This is a genomic window from Candidatus Cryosericum hinesii (genome assembly GCF_003570985.1).
GTDB lineage: Bacteria > Caldisericota > Caldisericia > Cryosericales > Cryosericaceae > Cryosericum > Cryosericum hinesii.
Genome location: NZ_QXIW01000023.1, coordinates 1 through 23404, shown reverse-complemented (window position 1 = coordinate 23404; position 23404 = coordinate 1). Strand labels below are relative to the sequence as shown.

Annotated in this window: 23 protein-coding genes, 2 tRNA genes and 1 other RNA gene; 14 read left to right on the top strand and 12 right to left on the bottom strand. The window is 56.3% G+C overall.

The genetic code is table 11. From position 1 onward, the window contains the following. Window positions 1–4: 4 nt before the first annotated feature. Window positions 5–766 carry a triose-phosphate isomerase gene (gene tpiA / locus SMC3_RS04310; RefSeq protein ID WP_119087304.1) on the top strand — a complete coding sequence of 254 codons (762 nt, stop codon included), beginning with the start codon at window positions 5–7 and terminating at the stop codon, window positions 764–766. Window positions 767–864: 98 nt separating this feature from the next. Here the strand turns inward: tpiA and rnpB are convergent. The 8 genes from rnpB to SMC3_RS04270 form a co-directional block, all read right to left on the bottom strand. After that, window positions 865–1184: RNase P RNA component class A (gene rnpB / locus SMC3_RS04305), an RNA gene on the bottom strand. Continuing rightward, window positions 1174–1902 carry a hypothetical protein gene (locus tag SMC3_RS04300; protein WP_119087305.1) on the bottom strand — a complete coding sequence of 243 codons (729 nt, stop codon included), beginning with the start codon at window positions 1900–1902 and terminating at the stop codon, window positions 1174–1176. The genes rnpB and SMC3_RS04300 overlap by 11 nt, the downstream gene beginning before the upstream one ends. Before the next feature lie 30 nt (window positions 1903–1932). Next, window positions 1933–2007, bottom strand: a tRNA-Ile gene (locus SMC3_RS04295). Window positions 2008–2072: 65 nt separating this feature from the next. Further along, entirely contained in the window at window positions 2073–4679 is a 2607-nt protein-coding gene (locus tag SMC3_RS04290; protein WP_165846566.1) for a CBS domain-containing protein, read from the bottom strand. After that, window positions 4676–6019 (bottom strand): thymidine phosphorylase, encoded by a 1344-nt coding sequence (locus SMC3_RS04285; protein ID WP_119087313.1) that lies wholly within the window; start codon window positions 6017–6019, stop codon window positions 4676–4678. The genes SMC3_RS04290 and SMC3_RS04285 overlap by 4 nt, the downstream gene beginning before the upstream one ends. Continuing rightward, on the bottom strand, window positions 6016–6849 hold the full coding sequence (locus SMC3_RS04280; RefSeq protein WP_119087307.1) for a purine-nucleoside phosphorylase: 834 nt from the start codon (window positions 6847–6849) through the stop codon (window positions 6016–6018). Before SMC3_RS04280 ends, SMC3_RS04285 begins: the two co-directional genes overlap by 4 nt. Then, window positions 6849–8486, bottom strand: a complete 1638-nt coding sequence (locus SMC3_RS04275; RefSeq protein ID WP_165846565.1) for a DAK2 domain-containing protein — start codon at window positions 8484–8486, stop codon at window positions 6849–6851. Before SMC3_RS04275 ends, SMC3_RS04280 begins: the two co-directional genes overlap by 1 nt. Window positions 8487–8506: 20 nt before the next feature. Further along, window positions 8507–8869 carry an Asp23/Gls24 family envelope stress response protein gene (locus tag SMC3_RS04270; RefSeq protein ID WP_119087309.1) on the bottom strand — a complete coding sequence of 121 codons (363 nt, stop codon included), beginning with the start codon at window positions 8867–8869 and terminating at the stop codon, window positions 8507–8509. A 103-nt stretch (window positions 8870–8972) separates the two neighbouring features. Here SMC3_RS04270 and rpmB point away from each other — a divergent pair, with 103 nt between their 5' ends. The 4 genes from rpmB to SMC3_RS04250 all read left to right on the top strand — a co-directional run bounded on the left by rpmB (window position 8973) and on the right by SMC3_RS04250 (window position 11816). Further along, window positions 8973–9158 carry a 50S ribosomal protein L28 gene (rpmB, locus tag SMC3_RS04265; protein ID WP_119088999.1) on the top strand — a complete coding sequence of 62 codons (186 nt, stop codon included), beginning with the start codon at window positions 8973–8975 and terminating at the stop codon, window positions 9156–9158. A gap of 16 nt (window positions 9159–9174) precedes the next feature. After that, the gene (mtnA, locus tag SMC3_RS04260; RefSeq protein ID WP_119089867.1) at window positions 9175–10203 is read left to right on the top strand and encodes an S-methyl-5-thioribose-1-phosphate isomerase; all 1029 of its coding nucleotides are present in this window, start codon (window positions 9175–9177) and stop codon (window positions 10201–10203) included. 230 nt (window positions 10204–10433) lie between these two features. Further along, window positions 10434–10643, top strand: coding sequence for a hypothetical protein (locus tag SMC3_RS04255; RefSeq protein ID WP_119089866.1), 210 nt, complete (start codon window positions 10434–10436; stop codon window positions 10641–10643). Between the two features lie 357 nt (window positions 10644–11000). After that, the gene (locus SMC3_RS04250) at window positions 11001–11816 is read left to right on the top strand and encodes a tetratricopeptide repeat protein (RefSeq protein ID WP_119089865.1); all 816 of its coding nucleotides are present in this window, start codon (window positions 11001–11003) and stop codon (window positions 11814–11816) included. A gap of 356 nt (window positions 11817–12172) precedes the next feature. On the opposite strand, the gene nth is transcribed toward SMC3_RS04250, so the two are convergent. Continuing rightward, window positions 12173–12829, bottom strand: coding sequence for an endonuclease III (nth, locus tag SMC3_RS04245; RefSeq protein WP_207799661.1), 657 nt, complete (start codon window positions 12827–12829; stop codon window positions 12173–12175). Window positions 12830–13026: 197 nt separating this feature from the next. Here nth and SMC3_RS04240 point away from each other — a divergent pair. The 7 genes from SMC3_RS04240 (at window position 13027) to SMC3_RS04210 (ending at window position 19724) form a co-directional block, all read left to right on the top strand. Beyond that, window positions 13027–13101: transfer RNA gene (locus SMC3_RS04240), tRNA-Val, on the top strand. A 22-nt stretch (window positions 13102–13123) separates the two neighbouring features. Continuing rightward, the gene (gene thrS / locus SMC3_RS04235) at window positions 13124–15049 is read left to right on the top strand and encodes a threonine--tRNA ligase (protein WP_119089863.1); all 1926 of its coding nucleotides are present in this window, start codon (window positions 13124–13126) and stop codon (window positions 15047–15049) included. A gap of 216 nt (window positions 15050–15265) precedes the next feature. Continuing rightward, entirely contained in the window at window positions 15266–15916 is a 651-nt protein-coding gene (gene infC / locus SMC3_RS04230; RefSeq protein WP_207799660.1) for a translation initiation factor IF-3, read from the top strand. A gap of 12 nt (window positions 15917–15928) precedes the next feature. Then, on the top strand, window positions 15929–16288 hold the full coding sequence (gene rplT / locus SMC3_RS04225) for a 50S ribosomal protein L20 (protein WP_119085720.1): 360 nt from the start codon (window positions 15929–15931) through the stop codon (window positions 16286–16288). A 7-nt stretch (window positions 16289–16295) separates the two neighbouring features. Continuing rightward, complete coding sequence (dprA, locus tag SMC3_RS04220) at window positions 16296–17405, top strand: DNA-processing protein DprA (protein WP_165846564.1); 1110 nt, start codon at window positions 16296–16298, stop codon at window positions 17403–17405. Between the two features lies 1 nt (window position 17406). Next, the gene (trmFO, locus tag SMC3_RS04215; RefSeq protein ID WP_119087457.1) at window positions 17407–18729 is read left to right on the top strand and encodes a methylenetetrahydrofolate--tRNA-(uracil(54)-C(5))-methyltransferase (FADH(2)-oxidizing) TrmFO; all 1323 of its coding nucleotides are present in this window, start codon (window positions 17407–17409) and stop codon (window positions 18727–18729) included. Continuing rightward, window positions 18702–19724, top strand: a complete 1023-nt coding sequence (locus SMC3_RS04210) for a 4Fe-4S cluster-binding domain-containing protein (RefSeq protein ID WP_119087456.1) — start codon at window positions 18702–18704, stop codon at window positions 19722–19724. Before trmFO ends, SMC3_RS04210 begins: the two co-directional genes overlap by 28 nt. A gap of 65 nt (window positions 19725–19789) precedes the next feature. Here SMC3_RS04210 and SMC3_RS04205 read toward each other — a convergent pair whose 3' ends face one another. Genes SMC3_RS04205 through SMC3_RS04195 form a run of 3 tightly spaced genes read right to left on the bottom strand, consistent with a single transcriptional unit; the run spans window position 19790 to window position 21403 of the window. Next, entirely contained in the window at window positions 19790–20359 is a 570-nt protein-coding gene (locus SMC3_RS04205; RefSeq protein ID WP_119087455.1) for a GTP-binding protein, read from the bottom strand. 21 nt (window positions 20360–20380) lie between these two features. Beyond that, window positions 20381–20860: a roadblock/LC7 domain-containing protein gene (locus tag SMC3_RS04200; protein WP_119087454.1), complete on the bottom strand. Its 480-nt coding sequence runs from the start codon at window positions 20858–20860 to the stop codon at window positions 20381–20383. Continuing rightward, window positions 20861–21403 (bottom strand): DUF4388 domain-containing protein, encoded by a 543-nt coding sequence (locus SMC3_RS04195; protein ID WP_119087453.1) that lies wholly within the window; start codon window positions 21401–21403, stop codon window positions 20861–20863. A 94-nt stretch (window positions 21404–21497) separates the two neighbouring features. Here SMC3_RS04195 and SMC3_RS04190 point away from each other — a divergent pair, with 94 nt between their 5' ends. Both SMC3_RS04190 and rpsF read left to right on the top strand, forming a co-directional pair. Next, entirely contained in the window at window positions 21498–22886 is a 1389-nt protein-coding gene (locus tag SMC3_RS04190; protein ID WP_119087452.1) for an aminopeptidase, read from the top strand. Between the two features lie 140 nt (window positions 22887–23026). Continuing rightward, the coding region (gene rpsF / locus SMC3_RS04185) for a 30S ribosomal protein S6 (RefSeq protein ID WP_119124234.1) at window positions 23027–23404 on the top strand (378 nt) is incomplete at its 3' end.

Below are 23404 nucleotides of genomic sequence, written 5' to 3'. Positions count from 1 at the left end.
CAACATGAAAATCGTCGCAGGAAACTGGAAAATGTTCAAGACTATTGAGGAGGCCAGGACGTTCTTTGCCGAACTGGCCAGCACCACACCCCCGCAGGGGGACAAGGTGTGGGTCATCGTCTTCCCCAACTACATCGCATTGGGAGCCTTGGCAGAAACCGGTTCGGTCCCGGCCTGGGTGCTGCTCGGCGCTCAAGATGTCGCGGCTGAGGTAGAAGGCGCATTCACCGGAGAAGTCTCGCCGGCCATGATCCGTTCGACAGGAGCGACCCACGTGCTCATAGGGCATTCGGAACGAAGGCACATCATTGGCGAGTCGGCCGACCTGCTTCATCGCAAGCTGGTCAACTCCCTGGAGGCGTCCCTGATTCCCGTATTATGCGTTGGAGAGACACTCGAAGAGCGCAATGCCGGCAAGATTGAGGAGGTCGTATTTGGGCAGCTGGATACCGCCCTCAGTGATGTCCGGCTCTCCGATGGCGCTCAACTCATTGTTGCCTATGAACCAGTATGGGCCATTGGAACGGGGGTGAATGCCACGAATGAGCAGATAGAGCAAGCGCATCACCTCATCCGGGAACATCTCAAGCAGCTCCTCGGAACGGCAATTGGTGGTTCCGTCGCGATTCTGTACGGCGGCAGCGTCAAGCCTGCCAACTTCGCATCCATCGCAGGCCTCCCTTCGGTAGATGGTGGATTGATCGGGGGAGCCAGCCTCAAGCCGTCTGCATTCGCCGAATTGATCGAGATCGCAGGGCAGGTGTAGCTCTCTGCCGTACGTTTCCCGCGAGGTGAATGCCGAGACGTCATCGGCAAAAACGCCTGAAAATAGAGAGACCCCTTCCGTGAGGTCGGGGTCTCTTACTATTCCGCGAATGATAAGCCAGGTTCTGTCGTGGTCAGTCATTTATCTAAGCGACATACCCGAAGGCAGGGAGAAGCAGCCCTATTTGCCTTCCTATTTTGTCTTGCTCCAGTTGGGGTTTGCAATGCGCAGCCCATCGCTGGTCTGCCGGTGGTCTCTTACACCGCCATTTCACCCTTACCCCTTGCGGGGCGGTATATTTTCTGTTGCGCTTTCCTTGGGGTTACCCCCACTCGGGTTTCCCGAGCAACTCGCTTCTTGGAGCCCGGACTTTCCTCAAGCAGGAGAAACTCCTGCCTGCGACTGACTCATTCGCGGTCTTTGGTGCCGACGTACAGGATCTTGCCGCAGATCTCGCAACGGATAAGCTCTTCAGCATCACCGCCACTCTCTGCATTACGAAGACGGAACAATGTCTTCTGGGAAAGCCTCACGTGACAGTAGTCACAGGTCGAACTAACCGCTCTTGCAATAGGAGCTCCGCTGAACTTCTCCGACAGGTTTTCGAAAATCAGCTTGGCTTTGAGTGGCAACTTCGACTTGCGAGTTTCAATGTCCTTGCGCAAGGTCGGAAGAGACTTCTTTACGGCTGCTCTCGAGGTTGTGTCCAACTTAGGAATGCTTTCGAGCTCCTTGCGAAGCTTCTCTACCAGCAATTCCGAGGCCCTGGTCTGGTCCTCGACGTCCTGCCGGTCATGGAAATTCTTCCCCTGTGCATCCTCGACCTTTTCTTTCTCGAGGGTGAGCTTCTTCATCTTCTCCTCAAGCTTCTGAACCTTGTCTTCGGACATTTCTTCTTTCCCGAGCTTGGCGCCGGCTTCGTGAACCTTCGCCGAAAGATCGTCCAACTTCTCACTGATCCTGACCTCGTCGGCCCTGAACGTTTCCAGCTGCCCTCGTAACGCGGCCAGTTGCTCCTCGGTCTCGTCGATCTTGTGACTCAGCAATGAAGAAAGATCCGACTCCTGCAGAAGACGTTCCTTCTGACGATAGGCCAACTGGAGTTCTTGAAGTTCCCAAAGCTTGTCTATTAGCATGAATACACCTCATCGACGATTCTGACATCATGGTGGGCCCACCTGGATTCGAACCAAGAACCAAGTGGTTATGAGCCACCTGCTCTACCGTTGAGCTATGGGCCCCTGCGTTGTGCGCACGTCAGGAAAGGGCCTGCGTGGGTTTTATTATAGGCGGGGACGGCTGTGCGTCAACCTTTCGACGCGCACAGATACGCCACAGCCTCCTCTCTGGAGCCGATCATGCCGTCCAGCTGGAGGCGTCGTACCTGGTCGAGAAGCAGTCCGACCTGTCGTCCCTCGGGGATACCGAGGTTCACGATGTCCTCACCTGAGGCCAGCAACGGCTCGTCCATCCGTGAAAGGACTGTCATAAGGAGGTCACGGGGTCCGGTGGTCTCCAATCCGGCAAGGTGGGCCTCCAGGATCGAGAGAACAGGCAAGGGGATGCCCCGAAGTTCTTCTGCTGCAGTGCTCACCTTACATGCTCCTTGCTCGAGAAGGCGGCGCAGTGCCCGTTCCTTTCGCTGCCATGACCGGCACGCCGATGCCAGTCGGTCACCCAGTCCGAAGTCCTTGAGGACCTCCTGCAATTCTCCAGAAGGAATGTCGCCTAGCCACACGAGAAGCGGTGCAACCCACCGAGGAGCGTCCAGGCCGTTCAGGGACGGTTGGAGTCCCTGCTCGAGGGCGGATAGGAGTCGGACTTTCGCAGCCCGCGGCGGAATCAGCGGAAGGCCAATGAGCCCGCATCCGAGGAAGCAAAGCGCTTTGATGCATGCGACGCTCCTGCCTCCTAAGAGCAGCTCCTTGAACTCCTCCTGTGCACGTTTGTTGCGGCGGACATTCAAGAGTCCGAGCTCAAGAGCATCTCTCGCTTTCTCATGGGTACCATCCTCGAGAGTGAAACCCAGACGTGTCTGGGCTGCCACCGCACGCAGTATCCGCGCGGGGTCCTCGATGAAGCTGTCGGAATATGTCATCCGGATCGTCCCGGCTTCAAGGTCCTTCAGCCCTCCGGTGGCGTCGACTATGGTGCCGAAATCGCTCTCTGAGAGGGACATGGCAAGAGTATTCACGGTAAAGTCTCTCCTCAGTAGATCCTTCATCAATGATGCAGGGGCGACCGTGGGCAACGAGCCCGGAAAATCGTAGTACTCGAGGCGAGCAGCAGCAAAATCGTACTCCCGCTCTCGGATACGAACCTTGTGTGTCATGAAGCGTCCATAAGAGATCACGTTGGTATCGAAGGACTTGGCGACTGCCGCGGCAATGCCCGAGACGTCTTTCTCCGTGACAATGTCGAAATCGTTGGGATGTCTGCCGAGGAGGACGTCGCGTACCGAGCCACCGACCAGATACGCTCGGTTTTCCTCCGCATCGCCAATCTGACCAATTCTGGCCAGTGTCGCAGCCGTGTCGTTTCCGCCCAGTCGATCGAGGTCGGAACGCGCGATGACTCGCACGCTTGCTGTCCCCACGATGTTCTGTGGATGTGCCGTGCTGTTGAGGTAGCGCAGGATGTCGGATCTCGATACCACACCCAAAAGCTGGTCCTGTTCCATGACCAGCAGGAGGCCTGTGTTGTACGTACCGAACGCCTGTATCAGCTCCTCGACGGTTGCAGTGAGTGGGACGGCTGCAATGCGCGTATTCAGGAAGTAATGCACAGGCTTCTGCTGGAGTCGCGTGAGGGAAGTTTTCTCGAGAGCTTTCTTGGACACGACGCCGACAATGCGGCCATCACGTTCAACCGGCAGCACCGAGAACCCAAGATTCACCATTGTCTGTAAGGCTTGTTCGGCAGACCGGTTCTGGGAGACTGTCGCGGGATGGGGCGTCATGATATCGCGGACGACCTGGTGCCATTGGGTATGCCTCGCGGCTATCGCGGAAACAATGTGCTCCTGTGCAGTCTCAGCGGATGTTCCATCTCGCAGGATGGATGCTGCTGCATGGATCCGACCTGCTCCCCCCAGAGGAGCAAGCAACTCTGCGACATTGAGCAGACGGTCACTGCGCCCAAGAACATAGAGCGCCTGGGGAGTCTGGTAGATGAGAAACAACGCTTCTGCCTTGATGATCTGAGCCAATCGGTGGACGATGACCGAAAGGTTGCCGACGTTCCGCTCTGCATGCACAATGGCAAAAGCTATCTGTGCTCCAGCCACCGTCCTGACCTGTGCATTGTTCAACGCAGTCTCGAGAGCAGTTTGTTGCTCTGGAACCAGGTAGGTGGTGACATAGCGGGCGACCATGGAAAGACTTGCCCCGGCCTTGAGCAGATAGGCTGCCTGTTCGACGTCGAATGCCGTCGTCTCGGGGAACAGCAGCGAGCCCGTGTCTTCATAGATGCCAAGCGCAAGAAGTGTAGCCTCATCCGGGTTCACGGGAATCAACTGCTCGCGGAGCACGGCGGTCACAAGCGATGCGGTCGCTCCACACTTCCGGATATGCCCCTCGTCAATATGTGCCAGGCTCGCGGAGTTTGGTTCATGATGATCATAGGCAACCAGCCTTATCCCCGGAAGCGAGAGGACCTCTTTGTACTCCCCGAGGCGAGCTGCGACAATCGTGTCGGCCAGGACGACTGTCCCAATGTCTTCTTTCAACAACGTGGGCGCAGGCATGCGTACAAAACGAAAACGTCCCTCATAGAGCCGGAGGAACTCCTCCACGTTCGGCTCGAGGGACCCGGGCAACACTGGGACCGCACCGGCATACAACCGAGACAGTCCTGCCATCGAGGCTACACAGTCAAAGTCTGCACCTGCATGGCCGAGAATAACCGTTTTCACGAGCGCTCGTAGGTCACCACACCGTCCGCACGGCTGATCTTTGCTACGACAGTCTGCCACCGAGGGACGGGCGCCTGCCCGACGACGATGGCCCCCAGGATCTCCTGCTCGCACGTGCGTGCGTCGTCGTCCGTGCGCGCGTAAACGGTCGCAATCTGGTGCGTGGCAGTCACTGTATCGCCGGTTTTGACGTCCAGCACGAGGCCGACGGCCAGATCGATGACGTCCTCCTTCGTGCGGCGCCCTGCGCCGAGGTGCATGGCGGCCAGGCCAATGCCTTTCGCATCAATGCTCGTGACGAATCCACTGCGCGGAGCATAGACCGGCAGCCTGACCGCGGCTTGTGGCAGGACTTCGGGCCGGTCGATGAATGCGGGGTCACCTCCCTGCGCCCTGACGATATCCGCAAAGCGTTGCAGTGCGTTCCCATTCGCGATGGCGTTCATCGCCATTGTTCTGGCGTCTTCGCGCTTCTGAACGATGCCGCTCTGCATGAGGATCTCGTCGCAGAGCGTCAATATGACATCGACAAGTTTGGCCGGGCCATGCCCCTTGAGAACCTGGACGGCCTCGACGATCTCGAGGGCATTACCTACGGCGTTGCCCAGCGGCTCATTCATGTCCGTCACATAGGCAACTGTCGTCTTGCCATTGTCCTCTCCTATGCCAACCATGGTCTTCGCCAGTTCGATGGCCTCCGACTCGCTTGACATGAAAGCTCCAGATCCCCACTTCACGTCCAGGACGATCACGTCGGCACCGGACGCCAGCTTCTTTCCCATGATACTGGATGCGATAAGAGGCACAGAGTCCACCGTTGCCGTCACGTCGCGGAGGGCATAGAGTTTCTTGTCGGCTACAGCTACATCGCCGGTCTGAGCCATGATGGCTCCACCTAGTCGGTTGACAATCTCCATGAACGCCAGTGGCGTCAGGTTCACGTCAAAACCCGGAATCGACTCGAGCTTGTCGATTGTTCCGCCGGAGTGTCCGAGGCCCCTTCCAGACATTTTGGGCATCACAGCACCGCAGCTTGCGGCAATGGCGATGAGGGGGATGGACACTGTGTCGGCAACACCCCCCGATGAGTGCTTGTCACACTTCACTCCCTTCAGTGAAGAGAGATCGATGACGTCTCCACTTGTACTGATGCAATGCGTGAGCCAGGAAGTCTCATGAGCGTTCATCCCTCTGAAATAGATGGCCATGAGCATTGCCGACGTCTGGTAGTCCGGAATGGAGCCACTCACAAGACCATCAATCCACCACGAGATCTCTTCTTCCGAGAGCTCGCCACCGGATTTCTTCTGCTCGATAAGTTCTGCGAAGTTCCTGTTCACCACTCGGGCCTCTCGATGACACCGGCCAGCAACTCTGCCAGGTGTTCATCGGCACGTTGCGCCGTGGCGAGCACCTGGTCATGGCTGAGCTCGGTGACCGTATCGGTCGCAAGGTCCGTAATGACCGAGACGCCGCCAACGCGCATGCCAGCCTGGTTTGCCACAATCACCTCGGGAATCGTGGACATACCGACTGCATCAGCTCCTAGAATCCGCAGCATTCTAATCTCTGCACGGGTCTCGAACTGAGGCCCGGACAGCGCTGCATAGACGCCGGACGCAATCGGCAACGAACGATGTTCACCGACCGATTTGAGCGCTCGCGTGACCGCGGGATCATACGCAGTGTACATGTTCACGAATTTGGAGCCGAAAACCTCATCGGCGAGACCTCGAAGTGGGCTGTCTGCGGTAAGCAGGTTGAGATGGTCTTCGATGACCATGAGATCCCCCAGTCGCAGACGATCCGCAATACCGCCCGCCGCATTCGTGAAGAGGGCGATACGAACTCCCAGGGCCTGGGCAACTCGAACAGGGATGGTCACCGTGGCAGCGTCATAACCCTCGTAGTAATGAAAGCGACCTGCAAAACACAAAACTCTGTGTCCACCGATGCTCCCCGCAACAAGCTTGCTGGCATGCCCCTTGACTGTCGACACAGGGAACCCCGGAATCTCGACGTAGGGAACGATTGTCCGCCCATCCATCCGGTCCACGAAGCTCGACAGACCAGATCCGAGGACGACAGTAATTTCGTACGACTGCCCAATACGCCGCATCAGGCTGTCGACCGCGATGGTCACCTGCTGTCTCAGCTGAGCGCTGTCCATTACTCGACCGACCCCACGACGCTGTAGAAGGCCTGCCCTCCGTAATAAGGCTGGATCTCAAGATCAGGGAACTGTCGGGTCAACGTCGCAACGAGCACATCGAATGACGCCTCAGCAAAGTCGGCGCCCCGGTAAACCGATACCAGAGACTTGTCATCCCAGGTGATGGGAGATTCGCTGAGGTGCATCAGTGCTCCCTCGACCGACTGACCAAGCCCCACAAGCTTGTCGTCGACGAGCAACATATAGTCGCCTTCGTGGACAAGCATTCCAGAGACCGAGGCATTCTTGGTTGCACACGTGACCGCAAAGAAATCTGTCGCCTCGATGGCCTGGTTTGCGACCGCCAGACAGTCGTCATCAGGACCACAGGAAGCCAGCTGGACCAGCGCACTGATAGCCTGCACCGGGTGGCGAGCGTTCAACACGTGCACGTCCTTATCAATGAGGTCGGCGGCCTGTTGTGCGGCCATAATGATATTTTTGTTGTTTGGGAAGACAATGAAGGACTTGGCGTTGCATGCTTTGATGGGATCGACGAAAGCCTCAGTCGGCGGATTCATCGTGTCACCGCCGCCCACGATGATCTGTGCTCCAAGTTTGCGGAAAATTTCGTCAAATCCGACCCCCGGTGACACTACCACGTATGCATGCTGCACGTACTCGTCAGCGCAGCCCTCCGTCGAAGCGAGTGTCTTTGAGGAAGAACCTGCCCCGGATGCCGGGCCGCCGGCATACTCGTTTGCCTGGTATTGCATATCCTCGATGCGCCCCTCCCGTATCGGGGCAAACTTCATGAGGTACTGGATAGTATCGTACGGCTCGTTGGTGTGGACATGGATCTTGGTAAGGCCGCCCGCCGAGGCCATGACAAGGCTATCGCCACGTTCGGTCAGTTTCGCACGGACTTCCGCTTCCGGCAGCGTGTCGGAAGCCACCAGGATCACAGTGTCATAACGGTACGTCAGGTCCTGCGGGCCGACATGCTCCTCGGTCTCATCCTCGACTGTCAGTTTCCCGGAGGCGACCGTCTCACCCCGGAGGCTCATCAACATGCCTTCCAGGAGGGTCACAAGGCCCTCGGCGCCGGCATCCACCACATGGGCTTCCGCCAGTGCGGGAAGCTGCCCAGTCGTCTCCTTGACCGCTTGTCTTCCTGTCCTGATGACCTCGGCCAGGTAATCCGTATAGTCTTCCTGGTGCAGCCCGGCCGCACTCTCGGCCATGCGTCTGACGACGGTCAGGATGGTTCCTTCTACAGGCATGACCACCGCTTTATATGCTACCTCGGTCGCTTTGGTGAGCATCTGTGTGAAATCTGTCGTGGTCAGTACCGGCTTGCTGTCAGCTGCCGTTGCCATGCCGCGGATGATCTGTGACAGGATGACGCCTGAATTTCCGCGCGCCCCAATGAGGGATCCGGCGGACAATGTCGAGACCAACTCTTTCATGGACTTGGGCTGACTCTTCTGGACTTCCTCCAGAGCAGTTCGGAGGGTGAGAGACATGTTCGTGCCGGTGTCTCCGTCGGGCACGGGAAAAACGTTCAGACTGTTGATAAAGGCTTTGCGGGATTCGAGGCTGGCGAGAGCAGCCGTGAACAGCGCCTCAAGCTCACTGTAACCGATTTCTTTCAAGATATCCTCCGGAAGTATTGCTATTCGTTTTCGTTTTCGACGCGAATGGACCAGACCACGACGTTCAGTTCGACTCTCTCCTGCGCAATCCCCGTCATACTGCAGAAGACATAGCGAACCTGTGATACAATGGTACGGGCGACTTCGGAAACACGAAGACCATATTGGAGCCGAACATGAACGGTCACCTCGATCGTGCCGTCTTTTCTGATCTGAGCATCGACGCCCTTCGGTGTCGACAGAAGCGCAAGAGCGCCAGTGAAGCGTTCGGCGAATGTGACGGGAGCCAGCCCTGTCACGCCGTAAACATTCAGGGTAGCCAGCCGGAGGATTTCCTCCATTGCATTCCTGCTGAGAACGACTTTACCTTTTGTATCAGTCATATCCACTCTCCAGGCAAAATGTGGTATTCGATTATACCACCAAACTTGAATTCGTTGGCCTTTGACGTAGAATTAACCTACTTTTTCATGGAGGTTCATCGAAATGAGCAGAGTATGTACTATTTGTGGCAAGGGTCCAATGGTAGGCAACACGGTTAGCCATTCCATTCAGCGCAGTTCTCGTCGTTTCCTGCCGAATCTTCACACAGTACAGGTAGAGATGAACGGCAGGGTTCAGAGGATTCGCGTGTGCGGAAAGTGTCTCAAGAAGCTGAAGGCCACAGCCTGATTCGACGCTTCGACCAATGAGTGAAGAACTTCGGAGCCTGTTGTGGACAGGCTCTAGTTTGCGTGTACTCGACCAGCTCAGGCTCCCCTTCGAGATTGAGTGGATCGAGTGTAGGTCTTACAGAGATGTTTATTCGGTCATCAAGAATATGAACACTCGCGGGGCTCCCGCAATCGGCGTCGCTGCCGCTTATGGTATGGTTCTGGCTGCCCGAGAGGCGGTGACGACTCCGCAGCCCACACAGTTTGTTCTCGACGCTGGCGCCTATCTCAAGAGCGCCCGGCCCACTGCCGTGAACCTTGCCTGGGCCGTCGATCGCTCTCTTGCCGATGGAGCGCCGAGTCTTGGCAAGAACCCACAGGCAGCGGCCGATGAACTGGCTGCGTTCGCGGACAGGCTTGCCCAGGACGACGAGGACCGCAATCTCGCCTTGTCGAAGTATGGTGCCGAACTGTTTCAAGACGGAGATACCGTCATGACCATCTGCAATACCGGCGCTCTTGCGACCTATCGGTATGGCACAGCGTTCGGCTCTATCAACGAAGCGTTCAAGCAAGGCAGGAAGATTCAGGTCATTGCCCTCGAGACACGGCCGTACCTTCAGGGAGCACGATTGACGGCTCTGGAACTCGTGACCGCAGGTATCCCATTCCATCTTATTACTGACGGAATGGCCGGCTTCATGATGTCGCATGGAATGGTCACCAAGATCATCGTGGGTGCCGACCGCATCGCCTCGAACGGTGACTTCGCCAACAAGATTGGGACCTACCAGCTGGCCGTCCTGGCCAAGTACCATGGGCTACCGTTCTACACGGCGGCACCGTTGAGCTCCTTCGATTTTTCGATTGCTTCGGGCGCCGAGATCCCCATAGAACAGCGCGACGAGAATGAGGTCCTGTCATTTGCAGGCCAGCGTGTTGCCGCTGAAGGCGCACATGCCTTCAACCCGTCGTTCGACGTGACCCCCAACGAGCTGCTTTCGGGTATCGTCACTGAACGTGGTGTTTTCAGGCACCCCTTCGGCAACTGGGAGCGACCCTGACCAGAAGGAATCTTGGCACAACCAGGCCACGGATCGCCACCAGAGAAGGTATCGGGACCGTGGCCTGTTGCATTCTGTCGGACGTGGCTGGTTCCTTGACCTGCTCGCACAACTGGGAATTCCTCCTGTCAGTGCGGAGTCTTCGCTGCCGGCACCCCGTTCTTCGGACAAAGTCCAGTAATGGTGCAGGCGTCGCAATCCGGTCTGCGAGCATTGCAGGTAGATCGCCCGTGGGCGATGAGTGCGTCACAGAGCGAGTTCCAGTGGCTCTCGGCAACGGTAGCCATGATATCCTGTTCTACTTTTTCCGGAACGAGGCTCTCGCTCAGTCCGATGCGATAAGTCAGACGCTTCACATGCGTGTCAACAACCACAGTCTGCTTGCCGAATGCATGCGCAAGGACGACGTTGTCATTGGAAGAACTGGCGATAACGCGTGAACGCCATTGATCAGCATCGTTGTTCCTTGCCCGTCAGATGATGGATGAGTGGGGGTCCCAGCTAATAGATCGATTTGGGACAGATCCCGGGATGACTAACGACTTCTTGCGGCGAAGCTAGAGAGATGCCAAGCGAAACCGTAGCCCCGGAGTCCGACGGACAGGATTGCAGTCATCGTAGACGCATCGGCCAATGAGCGCCTGAACTGGCAATAATCGGCAAATGTGATACATAGTAGAGATACTGGCATGCTGACCGCGTTTGGCACTACGTCTGGGTTCTCCCTTGGAGGACTTCAGATACGTTCTGACCTTCTAGGGATTGCTGAAGCGACATGGGGGAGGAGAGCTGCTCAAATGAACATCAAACAGACGACTATCGAACCGGTAGCACTGGTCATGGGGCTCGTCCTGGGGTCAGCTATGCTTGTCAGCGTTACTGCAGCATTCTTGCTTGGGTATGTGTTTGGTCTCGGGGGAGCCACTCTCACGCTCGTCGGAGCACTCCTGACGGGGCTATCGATCTGGAGTTCCGTCCGAATTCGCGTCAGTCCAGAGGGAGGCTTTGAAGCGAGCTTCGAGAGTTTCAAGCAGGAAGTCAGAGAAGACGTCACATCTCTCCGAAGCGATACCAAGGGTGTTGTGCACGAGTTGACCGAGTTCAAAGGGGAGATAAGGGCATCCATCCTTGAAGCCATTTCTCCAGAGGTTCTTGACGACTTGAGGCGAAGCGAGAAGGTGGATCAACTAATCGAACGAGGAGAACTGGAAAAGGCTTTGGAGTTGGACCCCGGGAACACAATTGCGATCGAGCAACTGATTGAGAACTTGGTTGACAAGGGTCAGTTCCAACAAGCATCAGAGCTATACCCGGAACTCAAGAAGTCGAACGAGAGCGGAATCGGATACTCGGTATACCCCCACCTCGCACTTGCCTTTGATAGGAATGGAAATGTAGCACAGGCTCAGGCGATCCTAACTGAGCTCGAAGAGGGGATTCGGACTGACATTGCCACTGGCTATGGATATCTGTCCAGGTCACAGCAGATCGGGTGGGTGCTCCATGATATTCAGAGGATTGCCAAGAAGGTGAAGGATCCCTCGGTTGCTGCGCGAATTCGAGAGCTGGAGGCAAGCCTCAAAGACACAATTGATGCTCTGACAAAAGGGTAGAAGGCCGCAGTACCTTCGGACGACATGTTAGCCGTGCCGCTTCCGTAGGAGCGCTGCCCTTGGTCGTGCTCCGTGCGCACGCGAAGCGTTGTCGGTTTCAGCGGGGAAGTCTAGTCGTGAAGTAGACATGAATGTGCTGTCTCTGGTTCTGTGCGAGTGAAGTAGCGGTTCTTTGTCTTTGCAGAGATACGAAAACACCAACCAGCCCACGCCACAGCAGGCACAGTATGCGAGTACTAGACTCTGGGCTGTGGAACGGTGCCGTCTCTCAAGGAATCACGTTGGTTACTTCGTCGGACTAGACTAATACTTCGCGTGATTCGCTGATGTGCTTGCACATCGCGGAATGCCTCCCCTCAGCGTGGAACCTTCGCCTCAGGCACCCCGTTCTTCGGACAAAGTCCAGTAATGGTGCAGGCGTCGCAATCCGGTCTGCGAGCATTGCAGGTAGATCGCCCGTGGGCGATGAGTGCATCACAGAGCGAATTCCAGTGGCTCTCGGCAACGGCAGCCATGATATCCTGTTCTACTTTTTCCGGAACGAGGCTCTCGCTCAGTCCGATGCGATAAGTCAGACGCTTCACATGCGTGTCAACAACCACAGCCTGCTTGCCGAACGCGTGCGCAAGGACGACGTTTGCGGTCTTCCGTCCGACGCCAGGGAGTCCCGTGAGAAAATCCATCTCAGGAGTCACCGTGCCTCCCCATTTCTCACAAAGCTCCAGTGACTCGGCAATGATCGCCTTCGCCTTGTTGTGGAAGAAGCCGGTCGGCTTGACAATCGCTTCGACCGCAAGAATATCGGCGTGACCCAGAGCGCATACGCTGGGATAAGCAGCAAAGAGACGTGGGGTAACCTTATTGACCATGACGTCTGTGCACTGGGCGCTGAGTATCGTTGCCGTGAGCAACTGCCATGGGTCTTTGAACTCCAGAGCGGTGCCTCTCCCGGGATAGGTCTTCTCGAGTGTGGCCACGACCTGTCGAACGTGCTTCTGCGCTGTGAATGCCATTTCCATATCTCCTCACTTGACGTCTACATGTAACCAACAGTATACTCATATGCTATAGTAGCAAGATGGCTGTTCTGACCTTCGGCTGAAGACCTCGTGGGTCGAATGCCTTTTGGACCGCGGTATACAGGCCGTCTCGAGTCAGAGGACTTGCAGCCGAGCGTGTTCTGTGTATACTACAGCAAGTCCGGTTTTGTGGGCGGTTAGTTCAGAGGTAGAACGCTTCGTTGACACCGAAGAGGTCAGAGGTTCGATTCCTCTATCGCCCACCATTTGAGTTTTCAGGGAGCGGACATGGATATCAGAATTGTCTTTGATGACGTATCGTCTCAATATTCTTTCACTGATGGCGAGTCCATCCTCATGGCTATTCAGAAGCTCTTTCCCCAGCAGAAGCGATCTATCGTTGCTGCCAGGATTGGCGGTTTGCTCGTGGACTTGACGACGATCCCATCCACGACCGACGACATCCAGCTTGTGGGTACCGCCACCAGCGACGGGCTCGAAATCCTTCGCCACAGTACGTCACATATCATGGCCGAGGCGATCAAAGAGCTCTATCCGGATGCCAAGCTTGCCATCGGACCATCTATCGACACTGGTTTTTACTACGACATCGACATGCCGAAGACGCTATCTCCCGATGATCTCGTTGCAATCGAACAGAAGATGCGCGAGATTACCGAACGCAGCGAGCATTTCACCCGGCAAGACAAGCCGATAGCCGAAGCCATCGAATTCTTCAAGGAACGCGGCGACCAGTATAAGGTCGAGATCCTTTCGGAGATACCAGCGACGACTGTCTCGCTTTACACTCAGGGATCGTTCACAGACCTCTGCCGTGGACCGCATATTCCTTCCACCAGCTACCTCAAGCACTTCAAGCTTCTCTCCATCGCAGGCGCGTATTGGCGAGGAGATGAGAAGAACAAGATGCTTCAGCGGATCTATGGCACGGCTTTCCCATCGAAGGAAGAGCTGGTCGGTTTTGTCACGGCCCGGGAAGAGGCTGCCAAGCGCGACCATCGCAAGCTCGGACAGCAGCTGGACCTCTTCAGTATTCAGGAGCAGGCTGGCGCTGGACTAGTTTTCTGGCATCCCAAGGGTGCCATTGTTCGCAAGGAGATCGAGGATTTCTGGCATGCTGAGCACATCAAGCGTGGATATGAATTTGTCTACACCCCCCACATAGCGAATCTTGAACTCTGGAAGACCTCTGGCCACTGGGGCTTCTACCAGCAGAACATGTACTCACCGATCCAAGTCGATGAGGACCAGTACATGCTCAAACCAATGAACTGCCCCTTCCATATTCTCATCTATAAGTCGCAGGTTCGCAGTTATCGCGATCTTCCGCTTCGTTGGGCTGAACTGGGCACCGTGTATCGCTACGAGAAGTCGGGAGTCCTTCATGGCCTTCTGCGCGTGCGCGGGTTCACTCAGGACGATGCTCATCTCTTCGTCCGTCCGGACCAGCTTGACGCTGAGGTCAAGGGAGTACTCGACTTCACTCGTCACATGATCGAGACGTTCGGGTTTACGAAGTACAACATCTATCTCAGCACCCGCCCGGAGCACTCTGTCGGAACGGATGAAGGCTGGCAGATGGCGACCGAGGCTCTGAGAACGGCTCTTGAGGACATGCATCTCGACTACAAGGTCGACCCAGGTGAAGGTGTCTTCTACGGGCCCAAAATCGATATTAAGCTTGTGGACGCCATTGGCCGTGAGTGGCAGGGGCCGACACTTCAGGTCGACTTCAATCTACCAGAGCGTTTCGACATCACCTACATCGCCGAAGACGGCAAGGAACACCGGCCGATCATGCTGCACCGCGTCGTGCTGGGTTCCATGGAGCGGTTCTTCGGTACTCTCATCGAGCAGTATGCTGGAGCATTTCCGCTCTGGCTTGCTCCCGTGCAGGTCGAGGTGGTCCCCATCACGGACGTGCAGGAGGAGTATGCCAGGACAATCACCGCCAGGCTGCTTGATCGTGGCATCCGGGCCAAGATGGATCTCCGCCGAGAGAAGATGCAGGCGAAGATCCGCGATGCCGAGATGCAGAAGGTCCCGTATATTGCCGTCATAGGCGCCAAGGAAGCAGCAGTGGACTCGGTAGCCGTGCGCATGCGGCATGAAGGCGATCAAGGTGTGGTGGCCGTCGACCAGTTCATCGAGCGTGTGCTCGGGGAGATCAAGAGCAAGGTCATCTTCCCCTAGTTGCTTTGCACGGAAACGTTGCTATACTCGTGGAGGCTCGAAAGAGTAGAGCCACTGTAAAACGAAGCCGGTAAGGCTTCTACCTCCAGCTTTAAGCAAAGAGGTTCTTGAGTTCGCCAATGTGATACTATGTGGCGGCCGTTTTACAGCGGCCGCCATTTTTCTTTTTGGAGGTGTGGAATCAATAGGGATTCAGATCTGATTTACAACGAGAGAGTGCGCTGGAAGGAAGTCCGCGTCATTGACGAGAACAATGGTCAGCTGGGCTTATTGACGTCCGAAGCAGCTCTTGAACTTGCGTACTCGAAGGGGCTCGACCTGATCGTCGTGGCGCCCAACGCCACTCCACCCGTTTGCAAGATCATGGACCTGGGAAAGTACCAGTACGAGCAGATGAAGCGGCAGAAGGAAGCCAAGAAGAAACAGGTCACAGTCGAGATGAAAGAGATGAAATACCGGCTGCGCATCGACGTTGGCGATCTGACCGTAAAGAATCAGCACCTCAAGGAATTCCTGTCCGACGGAAACCGTGTTCGCGTGACCATCATGTTTCGCGGTCGTGAGATGGCTTTTCCGGACCAGGGGCGTGCGCTGCTCAAGAGGGTTGCTGCTGATCTTGCCGAGTACGGCACAGTCACGCAGGAACCAAAGATGCAGGGACGCAATATGTCAATGATGATGGAACCATCCAAAGAAGTGCTNNTCAAGATAACCGGTACCGGCAAGATCATGGCGTATGGCGCCAACCATGGCCACAAGCTTGGTAAGAAGTCCATGGCGAAGAAGAAACAGATGCTGAAGAAGCGTGTTCTTCATGGCGCAGATGCTCGCAACATGAAGAGACTTGTGCCGTATCTCAAGGGTTAATGGAGGCTCACTATGTCGAGAGTTAAAGGTGGAAGCTCGATCCGCAGAAGGCACAAGAAGATACTGAAGCTCAGCAAGGGCTATGTCGGCGCACGCTCTATACGGTACAGGGCTGCACGGGAGGCCGTTCAACAGGCTGAGCGCCATGCTTACTTCAACCGCAAGGAAAAGAAGCGCGAATATAGAGCACTCTGGATTGTGCGTATCAATGCGCTTTGTCGCTCTAATGGCATCACGTACTCCAAGTTCGTGGGAAGCCTGAAGAAGGCCGGCGTAAAACTCGACCGCAAGGTTCTGGCTGACATGGCTGTTCATGACAAGGAAACATTTGCCACCCTCGTCGCCGAGGCGAAGAAGCAGCTGACTGCCTAGTCCTTTCATGATCTCGCCATTTGGTCGAGCTGCTCTTGCTCTCGACCTCCTGCCTCTTGGCGTCTGTAAGTGGGACCTCGCGGCCCTGCTTGAGGCGCCGGGTGAATTGGAGGCCGTGTCACAGGAGAGGCTCGACCAACTGTTTTCTGCGTCGCCTTCGGCGCGAGGAAAGCACGTGTCATTGGCTGAACGGGACAGTGCCCTGGAAAAAGCCGACAAAGAGATTGCCGAGCTTAACAGCCTCGGGGCTTCTCTTATTACGATGTTCGACGGACCGGAGACCTATCCGGGTTGCCTCCTCGAATGCTACCGTCCACCAATCTTCCTTCAGATTCTGGGTGACGCAACAGTTCTGCTCAGGGATTGCATTGCCATCGTGGGCAGCCGCAAACCGACGCCTGAAGGTCTTAGAGCAGCTTCCGACCTTGCCGGACAACTGGCAACGGCAGGTCTCGTGGTGGTCAGTGGCCTTGCCTATGGAATTGACAAGGCAGCCCACGTTGGATGCCTTGATGCTGGGGGTCAAACGGTTGCCGTCCTGGGATCCAGTGTAGATGAGATCTACCCGTCTATTCATGCTCCAATTGCGCGGACCATTGCAGGAAACGGCGGGGGAGCCGTCATTTCTGAGTTTCATCTTCATATGCAGCCAACGGTCTATACATTCCCGCAGCGCAACCGCGTCATTTCTGGTCTCTCGCTGGGGGTCCTCGTGGTAGAAGCTGCGAAGGAGAGTGGATCTCTGATTACGGCCAACTTTGCTCTTGAACAGAATCGTGAAGTCTTTGCGATTCCAGGTTCTATCTACGCTCCGCAACACGTTGGAACGAACGCGTTGATCAAGTCTGGTGCCAAACTGGTACAATCTGTACAAGACGTTCTCGATGAACTTCCGGGATTCAAGGCCGCTCCCGAGGAACACCCGTCCGAGGCACTGTCGCAGCAGGAACTGACGATCGCAGGCTGCATTCAGACAGGCTGCACCTCAGTGGATCTGCTGTGCGAACGCCTTGCCTGCACCGCGCCTCAGGTGCTCAGCGTTCTGACCAGTCTTGAACTGCGGGGCCTCCTGGTACGGCGGGGACCCGACAGCTTCGCTATCGTCCAGCCACTGTAGCATGGACATTGACATCCGCGTTGTCGGGGGCGGCCTGGCAGGCAGTGAGGCTGCGCTGACTCTGGCTCGCCTTGGCCTGACGGTGGAGTTATGGGAAATGCGGCCTTTGCACCAGACCGACATCCACGAAACCGACCGATTGGGAGAACTTGTCTGCAGCAATTCCCTTGGCTCTGACGCCTTGCGGGACGCGAGAGGCCTTCTCAAAGCCGAACTTCGACTCCTGGGCTCCGGTATCGTGCGGTGCGCTGATGCGAGCCGTCTTCCTGCAGGCAAGGCCTTCGCGGTCGACAAGGACCAGTTCAGCTCCCTGGTGACTGAGAGTATCCAGAGCAATCCGCTCATTTCCATTCGCAGGGAGGAATACAAACGGATCGATTCCTCGGTACCAACGATCCTTGCCACAGGGCCTCTTACCAGTCCGGATTTTCTCCATGAACTCCGGGAGCGCCTTGGGTGCGAGAATCTCTTTTTCTACGATGCCGTCGCTCCATCCGTCTGGGCTCATTCGGTTGATCGCAACTCTTCGTTCTTGAGCTCCCGTGGGGGAGATGCCGCCGACTATCTGAACTGTCCTCTGACAAGGGAGGAGTACTATGCATTTGTGCATGCGCTCCAATCTGCCAGACAACACCTCCCCGAGACTCCTGATGAACAGAAGTACTTTGAGGGGTGTTTGCCCGTCGAGGAAATTGCGCGAAGGGGCGATGACACTCTCAGATTTGGTCCGATGCGCCCCGTCGGTCTCCGGGAGAGACCTGCAGACTGCTTCGCCGTTATCCAGCTTCGCAAGGAGAACCGTGAAGGAACCGTCCTTGGCTTGGTTGGATTTCAGACTTCTCTGGCCGTCGCCGAGCAGCAACGAGTGCTTGGCATGATACCAGCCCTTCGCAACGCTGAATACGTGCGGTATGGCCTCATTCATCGGAACGCGTTTTTGCGCGGCCCCTCAGTGCTGTCCGCAGACCTCCAACTGGGAGCGTTTCCACACGTATGGGCAGCGGGGCAATTGTGCGGCGTCGATGGATACATGGAGTCGACCGCACTGGGACTCGTTGCGGCACTGAACGCTGCTGCCTCACTTCACGGCTTCCCGCGGCCAGTCTTTTCTGTCCAGACGATGATGGGTCTTCTGGTCGACTACGTTACGCGCGACAGAGAGGATTTCCAACCCACGAACGCCAACTACGGGCTTCTCCCGCTCGAACCCGGCCCCAAACAGAAGGCCGTCGACCGTGAAACATTCGCTGTTGTGGCTCTGGAGCACATCCGACAGGTTGCCGACCAGGTTGGAGCATGGACCGCACAGAAAATGAGCCTCTAGACTCAGGTGCGGTTGCCGTGCCGAGGCAGGAGTTCGCGACGAGTCCGGAAGTGGTCGCTGAAGCTGACGGGTCGTATCTCCGGCTGTCGGATGCAGAGTTCCGAGCCCGGATCCAGAATGCGTATCGCCGCATGGCGGCCTGCGATCTTTGTCCTCGACGTTGCGGAGCCCATCGGCTTGCTGGAGACACTGGCTACTGCGGCGCCGCTCTCAAGCCCAAGGTCTTTGTCTGGAATCTGCATCGTGGCGAGGAACCTCCCGTCAGTGGGACACGAGGATCAGGTACGGTCTTTCTCAGCGGTTGCAACCTGAATTGCTGCTATTGCCAGAACTATCCGCTGAGTCAACTGCACCATGGAACGCAGATGCCGGTTGGGCAACTCGCAGGTGCGCTCGTCGAGCTTCAGACAAAGGGAGCCCACAATATCAACTTTGTCACACCCTCCCACCAGGTACCCCAGCTACTGGCAGCAGTATTTGCTGCGCGACAACAGGGACTGCACATTCCCATCGTCTACAACACGAGCAGCTACGACGAACCATCGACGCTGGCTCTTCTGGATGGAATCGTGGATATCTACCTGGGCGATCTTCGATATACGGACGAGGCTGTCGCCATGCAACTCTCGGGAGTCGCTGATTACGTTCAGGTCGCTGAGCGTGCGCTTATCGAGATGCATCGCCAAGTTGGAGACATCAGCTTGGACGAGCAGGGCAGATATGTCCCGCGAGGACTCATTGTGCGGTACCTCATTCTCCCGCACCATACCGGTATGGCTCGAGAGGTCTTTGGCTTCGTGTCCCGCCGACTGTCACTTCAGACATACGTGAGTGTCATGACGCAGTACTTTCCTGCCTACAAAGCATTTGACCCTGCATTGGGCATTTGGCGGAAACTCACCGATGCGGAGTGCGACCGGGTCATGAGAACGTGGTCGCGATCAGGGTTGGTCCATGGATGGGTGCAGGACATGGGCGACAACGGGGGAGCCTGAGCGAACGCAGAACGGACAGGGTGCCAGGCTTGGCACCCATCCATCTCTCGGGCAGGTGCGACAGATCAGATCTTGCTGACAACCTCCCGAGTGATTCCTTTGAGGCATTCCATGACAGATACTCCGCTACTGGCCATGCCAAGGTAGATGGCTTTTCCCTTGAGCTGCAGGTCATCGACAATCTCACGGACCGGCATGATGGCGGGCATGTCCCGTTTGTTCAGCTGATAGATGATAGGCGTATCCGGCGACTCGTAGTCTTCGAGATTCTTGAACATATCGGCAAGGTTATTGACGTTGTCCTCTCGCCGGTCGCGATTCGAGTCTGCGACGAAGACGATGCCGTCGACAGATTTGAGCACGGACTTGCGTGTCAACTTGTACAGTTCCTGTCCCGGCACGGTATAAAGGCTCAGGCGGATCTTGAAGCCCTTGACGGTCCCCAGTTCTACTGGCAGGAAGTCAAAGAAGAGCGTTCTCTCTGTCTCAGTTGCGATGGACGTGAACTGACCCTTCACCTTCTCCGGGATTGTCCGGAAGATCCAGCTGAGGTTCGTCGTCTTGCCGCTCATTGCCGGGCCATAGTAGACAACTTTGAACGTAATCTCAGACTTGGAGAAGTCGATCAGAGACATGTAGTGACTCGCATCAATTTGCTAGAAGAGGTTGTCAATCTCATCCTGCAGTCCCTTCCTGAGGTCCTGAGAAGGTTCTTGACGCGGGCCGGAGGCCATTTTCTCGAGAACTGGCTTGATCGAACCCGAGATCTTCTTGGCCCAAAACCTGATGGCGCCGATGGGCGCCTTGTTGTCGAATATGACGGCGAGCAGGATCAAGGGGTCTACGAGGGAAATGTGGATGTTGGTCTCTTTGCCCTGGTGAAACGTCAGGGTAAACTCACGTTCGCCGAGCAGTTTTGCCAACTCATTCGTGGCCGAGAAGACACCAGCCGCCAAGGCAGACACGGCAACTGCCGACTCTCGCGTGACAGCACCACTCTTCGCCAGGAGCTCGCCGCTCTTGTTGAGGAGGATAAGGTCCTTCGCCTGCGAATCCACGAGGTACTGTGAGAACAGTTCGTCGATGGTTTCGATATCTTCCTTTGTGACCACCAGTGAAGACAGTTGACCTTCCATCTATGCCTCCGATTTCGACAACGTAACCATCTTTTTGTCCGCAAGACTGTTAAGAGCTGTCCATGTGCGGAAGAACCCAAACTCAGCTTCCTTCAGTATCCTGTCGAACGACTCCAGGTCGCCAGCCTTCTGCAGGAGTAGAAACTCATCGGCGGTCAGCGTAACAGCTGCGTCGGAGTCATTCTCGCCCAGGCTTACCTGCAGTTCGGACGGTTCCGTCTGGATTCCTGACCGCACGTATTCGTCAGCAAGTCCCGTGGCCTCTATGAGGAGGCTCGTATTGTTCTGGGTGATCCTTCGAGGCGGCATGATGACACTAGATACAAAATTGAACGTACCGTCACGCTCGAGAAAGGCATCAAAGAAAGCGGGTAATCCGCTGCTGTACGGTGACTGCGCATGGATGACCTTGCCTTTCTGGAAAAAGATGGCAAAGCTACCCAGGTGTCCCTTTATGTCCAACTTTCCAGTCCTTTGAGCGTTGTCCAGAGTCTGAATAAGCTGGGCAAGTGGAAAACTCTGCAGGTCACCGCGCAATTCCATAGGACTCCTCCATTCCTCTGACTTAGCATGCTATTTGATTTTGGTCCAATTTCAAGGTATGCTAGGTTTTCTACACACTCGGAGGTGAACCGTGATGAAGTCCAAGGAAATCGGGTTGAACAAGACATCTGCCTGGAGCAGCATCGATCGCAAAGCAACCGATAAGCTGGCTGCAGAGTACATGTCGGTTATGAAGGATGCCAAGACTGAACGCGAGTTCGTCGAGGCAGCGACGGTTATTGCCCAGGCCGGCGGTTACAGGACTGCCGACGCTCTCTCTGCCAAAGCATTGCCCAAAGGTGGGAAACTGATTTTCATCAACCGGGGCAAGAACGCCGTGATCGTGAGGCTGGGCAAGCGTCCTCTCGGCGAGGGCCTCAACATCGTAGCCGCGCACGTCGACGCTCCGCGCATCGACGTGAAGCAAAACCCGCTTTTCGAGAGCACTGGTCTGGGCCTCTTCCAGACCCACTACTACGGTGGAATCAAGAAGTACCAGTGGGTGACGATCCCCCTTGCCCTGCATGGCGTGATCTACGACAAGGCAGGGAAGAAGCTTCAGTTGCGCATCGGTGAGGACGATACTGATCCTGTGTTCAACATTTCCGACATTCTTCCACATCTTGGGCAGGCTCAGGCAGAGAAGAAGCTGAGCGAAGGCGTTTCGGGCGAAGCGCTCGATGCAATCGTCGGTCACGTACCCGCTGATGACAAGGACGACAAGACGCCTGTTCGTACGAACGTCCTGAAGATGCTTGCCGAGCAGCTCAACGTCGAAGAGCGAGCTTTCGCCGGGTCTGAGTTGGAGCTTGTGCCGGCAATGAAGCCTCGGGAAGTCGGTTTTGACCGCGGACTCATCCTCGCCTACGGACACGACGACAGGATCTGTGGCTACACGGCCTTGCGTGGCCTGCTGGACCAGAAGAAGGAGCCTGAGCGCACGCAGGTCGTTTTCCTCGCTGACAAGGAAGAGATTGGCAGTGACGGCGACACCGGCATGCAGAGCGAGTTCCTTGAACTGGTCATTGAGCGGCTCATCCTGGAAACTGGAGAGAAGACCACGGCCAGACAGGTCTTTTGGAGCTCCATGGCGCTCAGCGCCGACGTCGCCGCCGGCATGGACCCCAATTATCTGGATGTGTTTGAACCGACAAACGCTGCCACTGTTGGCAACGGCATCGTGATCACGAAGTTCACCGGCTCGCGAGGCAAGGCCGGAGCCCATGACGCCTCCGCCGAGACTCTCCACAAGGTGCTCGGCTTGCTGGACGAGACCAAGGTCCCATGGCAGGTGGCTGAGATGGGCAAGGTGGACGTCGGCGGCGGCGGCACTGTAGCAAAGTTCCTTTCGAAGCGTGGCATCGAAACGCTCGACGCCGGCCCAGCGCTTTTGTCGATGCATGCGCCACAGGAGCTGGCGAGCAAGGCGGATCTGTATGCCTGCTATCTGGCCTATAAGGCGTTCCTGGAGAGGGCCCGCTAAATCATCTCACTTCAAGGCGATACAGCCGGATGCTTCCGTGAAGGGTTCCCCCAGTTGTATCGCTTCAGCTCCTGCATATACTGTTACCGCTCTCTGCCGTTGCGAAGACGGCCGAAATCTAAGTCCAAAGGGAGGAACTGTTGAGAGAGTTTGAATTGATGTTTATTGTGGACGGGACAATGCCGGAGGAAGAAGCTACGGCTGTCGCCACTACCGTTCAGTCCTTCATCTCATCGAAGGGCACGATTCTGAAGGCAGACCCATGGGGTCGTCGTCGCATGGCATATCCGATCAACAAAAAGCAGGATGGCTATTACTGGGTGATCGCATTTGAGTGCGAGCCTGGCGAAGTCGATGCCCTCAAGCAGCAGCTGAGAGTGAACGAAAACGTCATCCGCTGGATGGTTACGCGACCCGAGCACAAGAAGACTGTCGTTCCAGTTGAGACCGTCATCGCTCAGGAAACTGCCCCTGAACCCGCTCCAGTAGCTGAATCCGCTCCAGTAGTTGTACCGGTA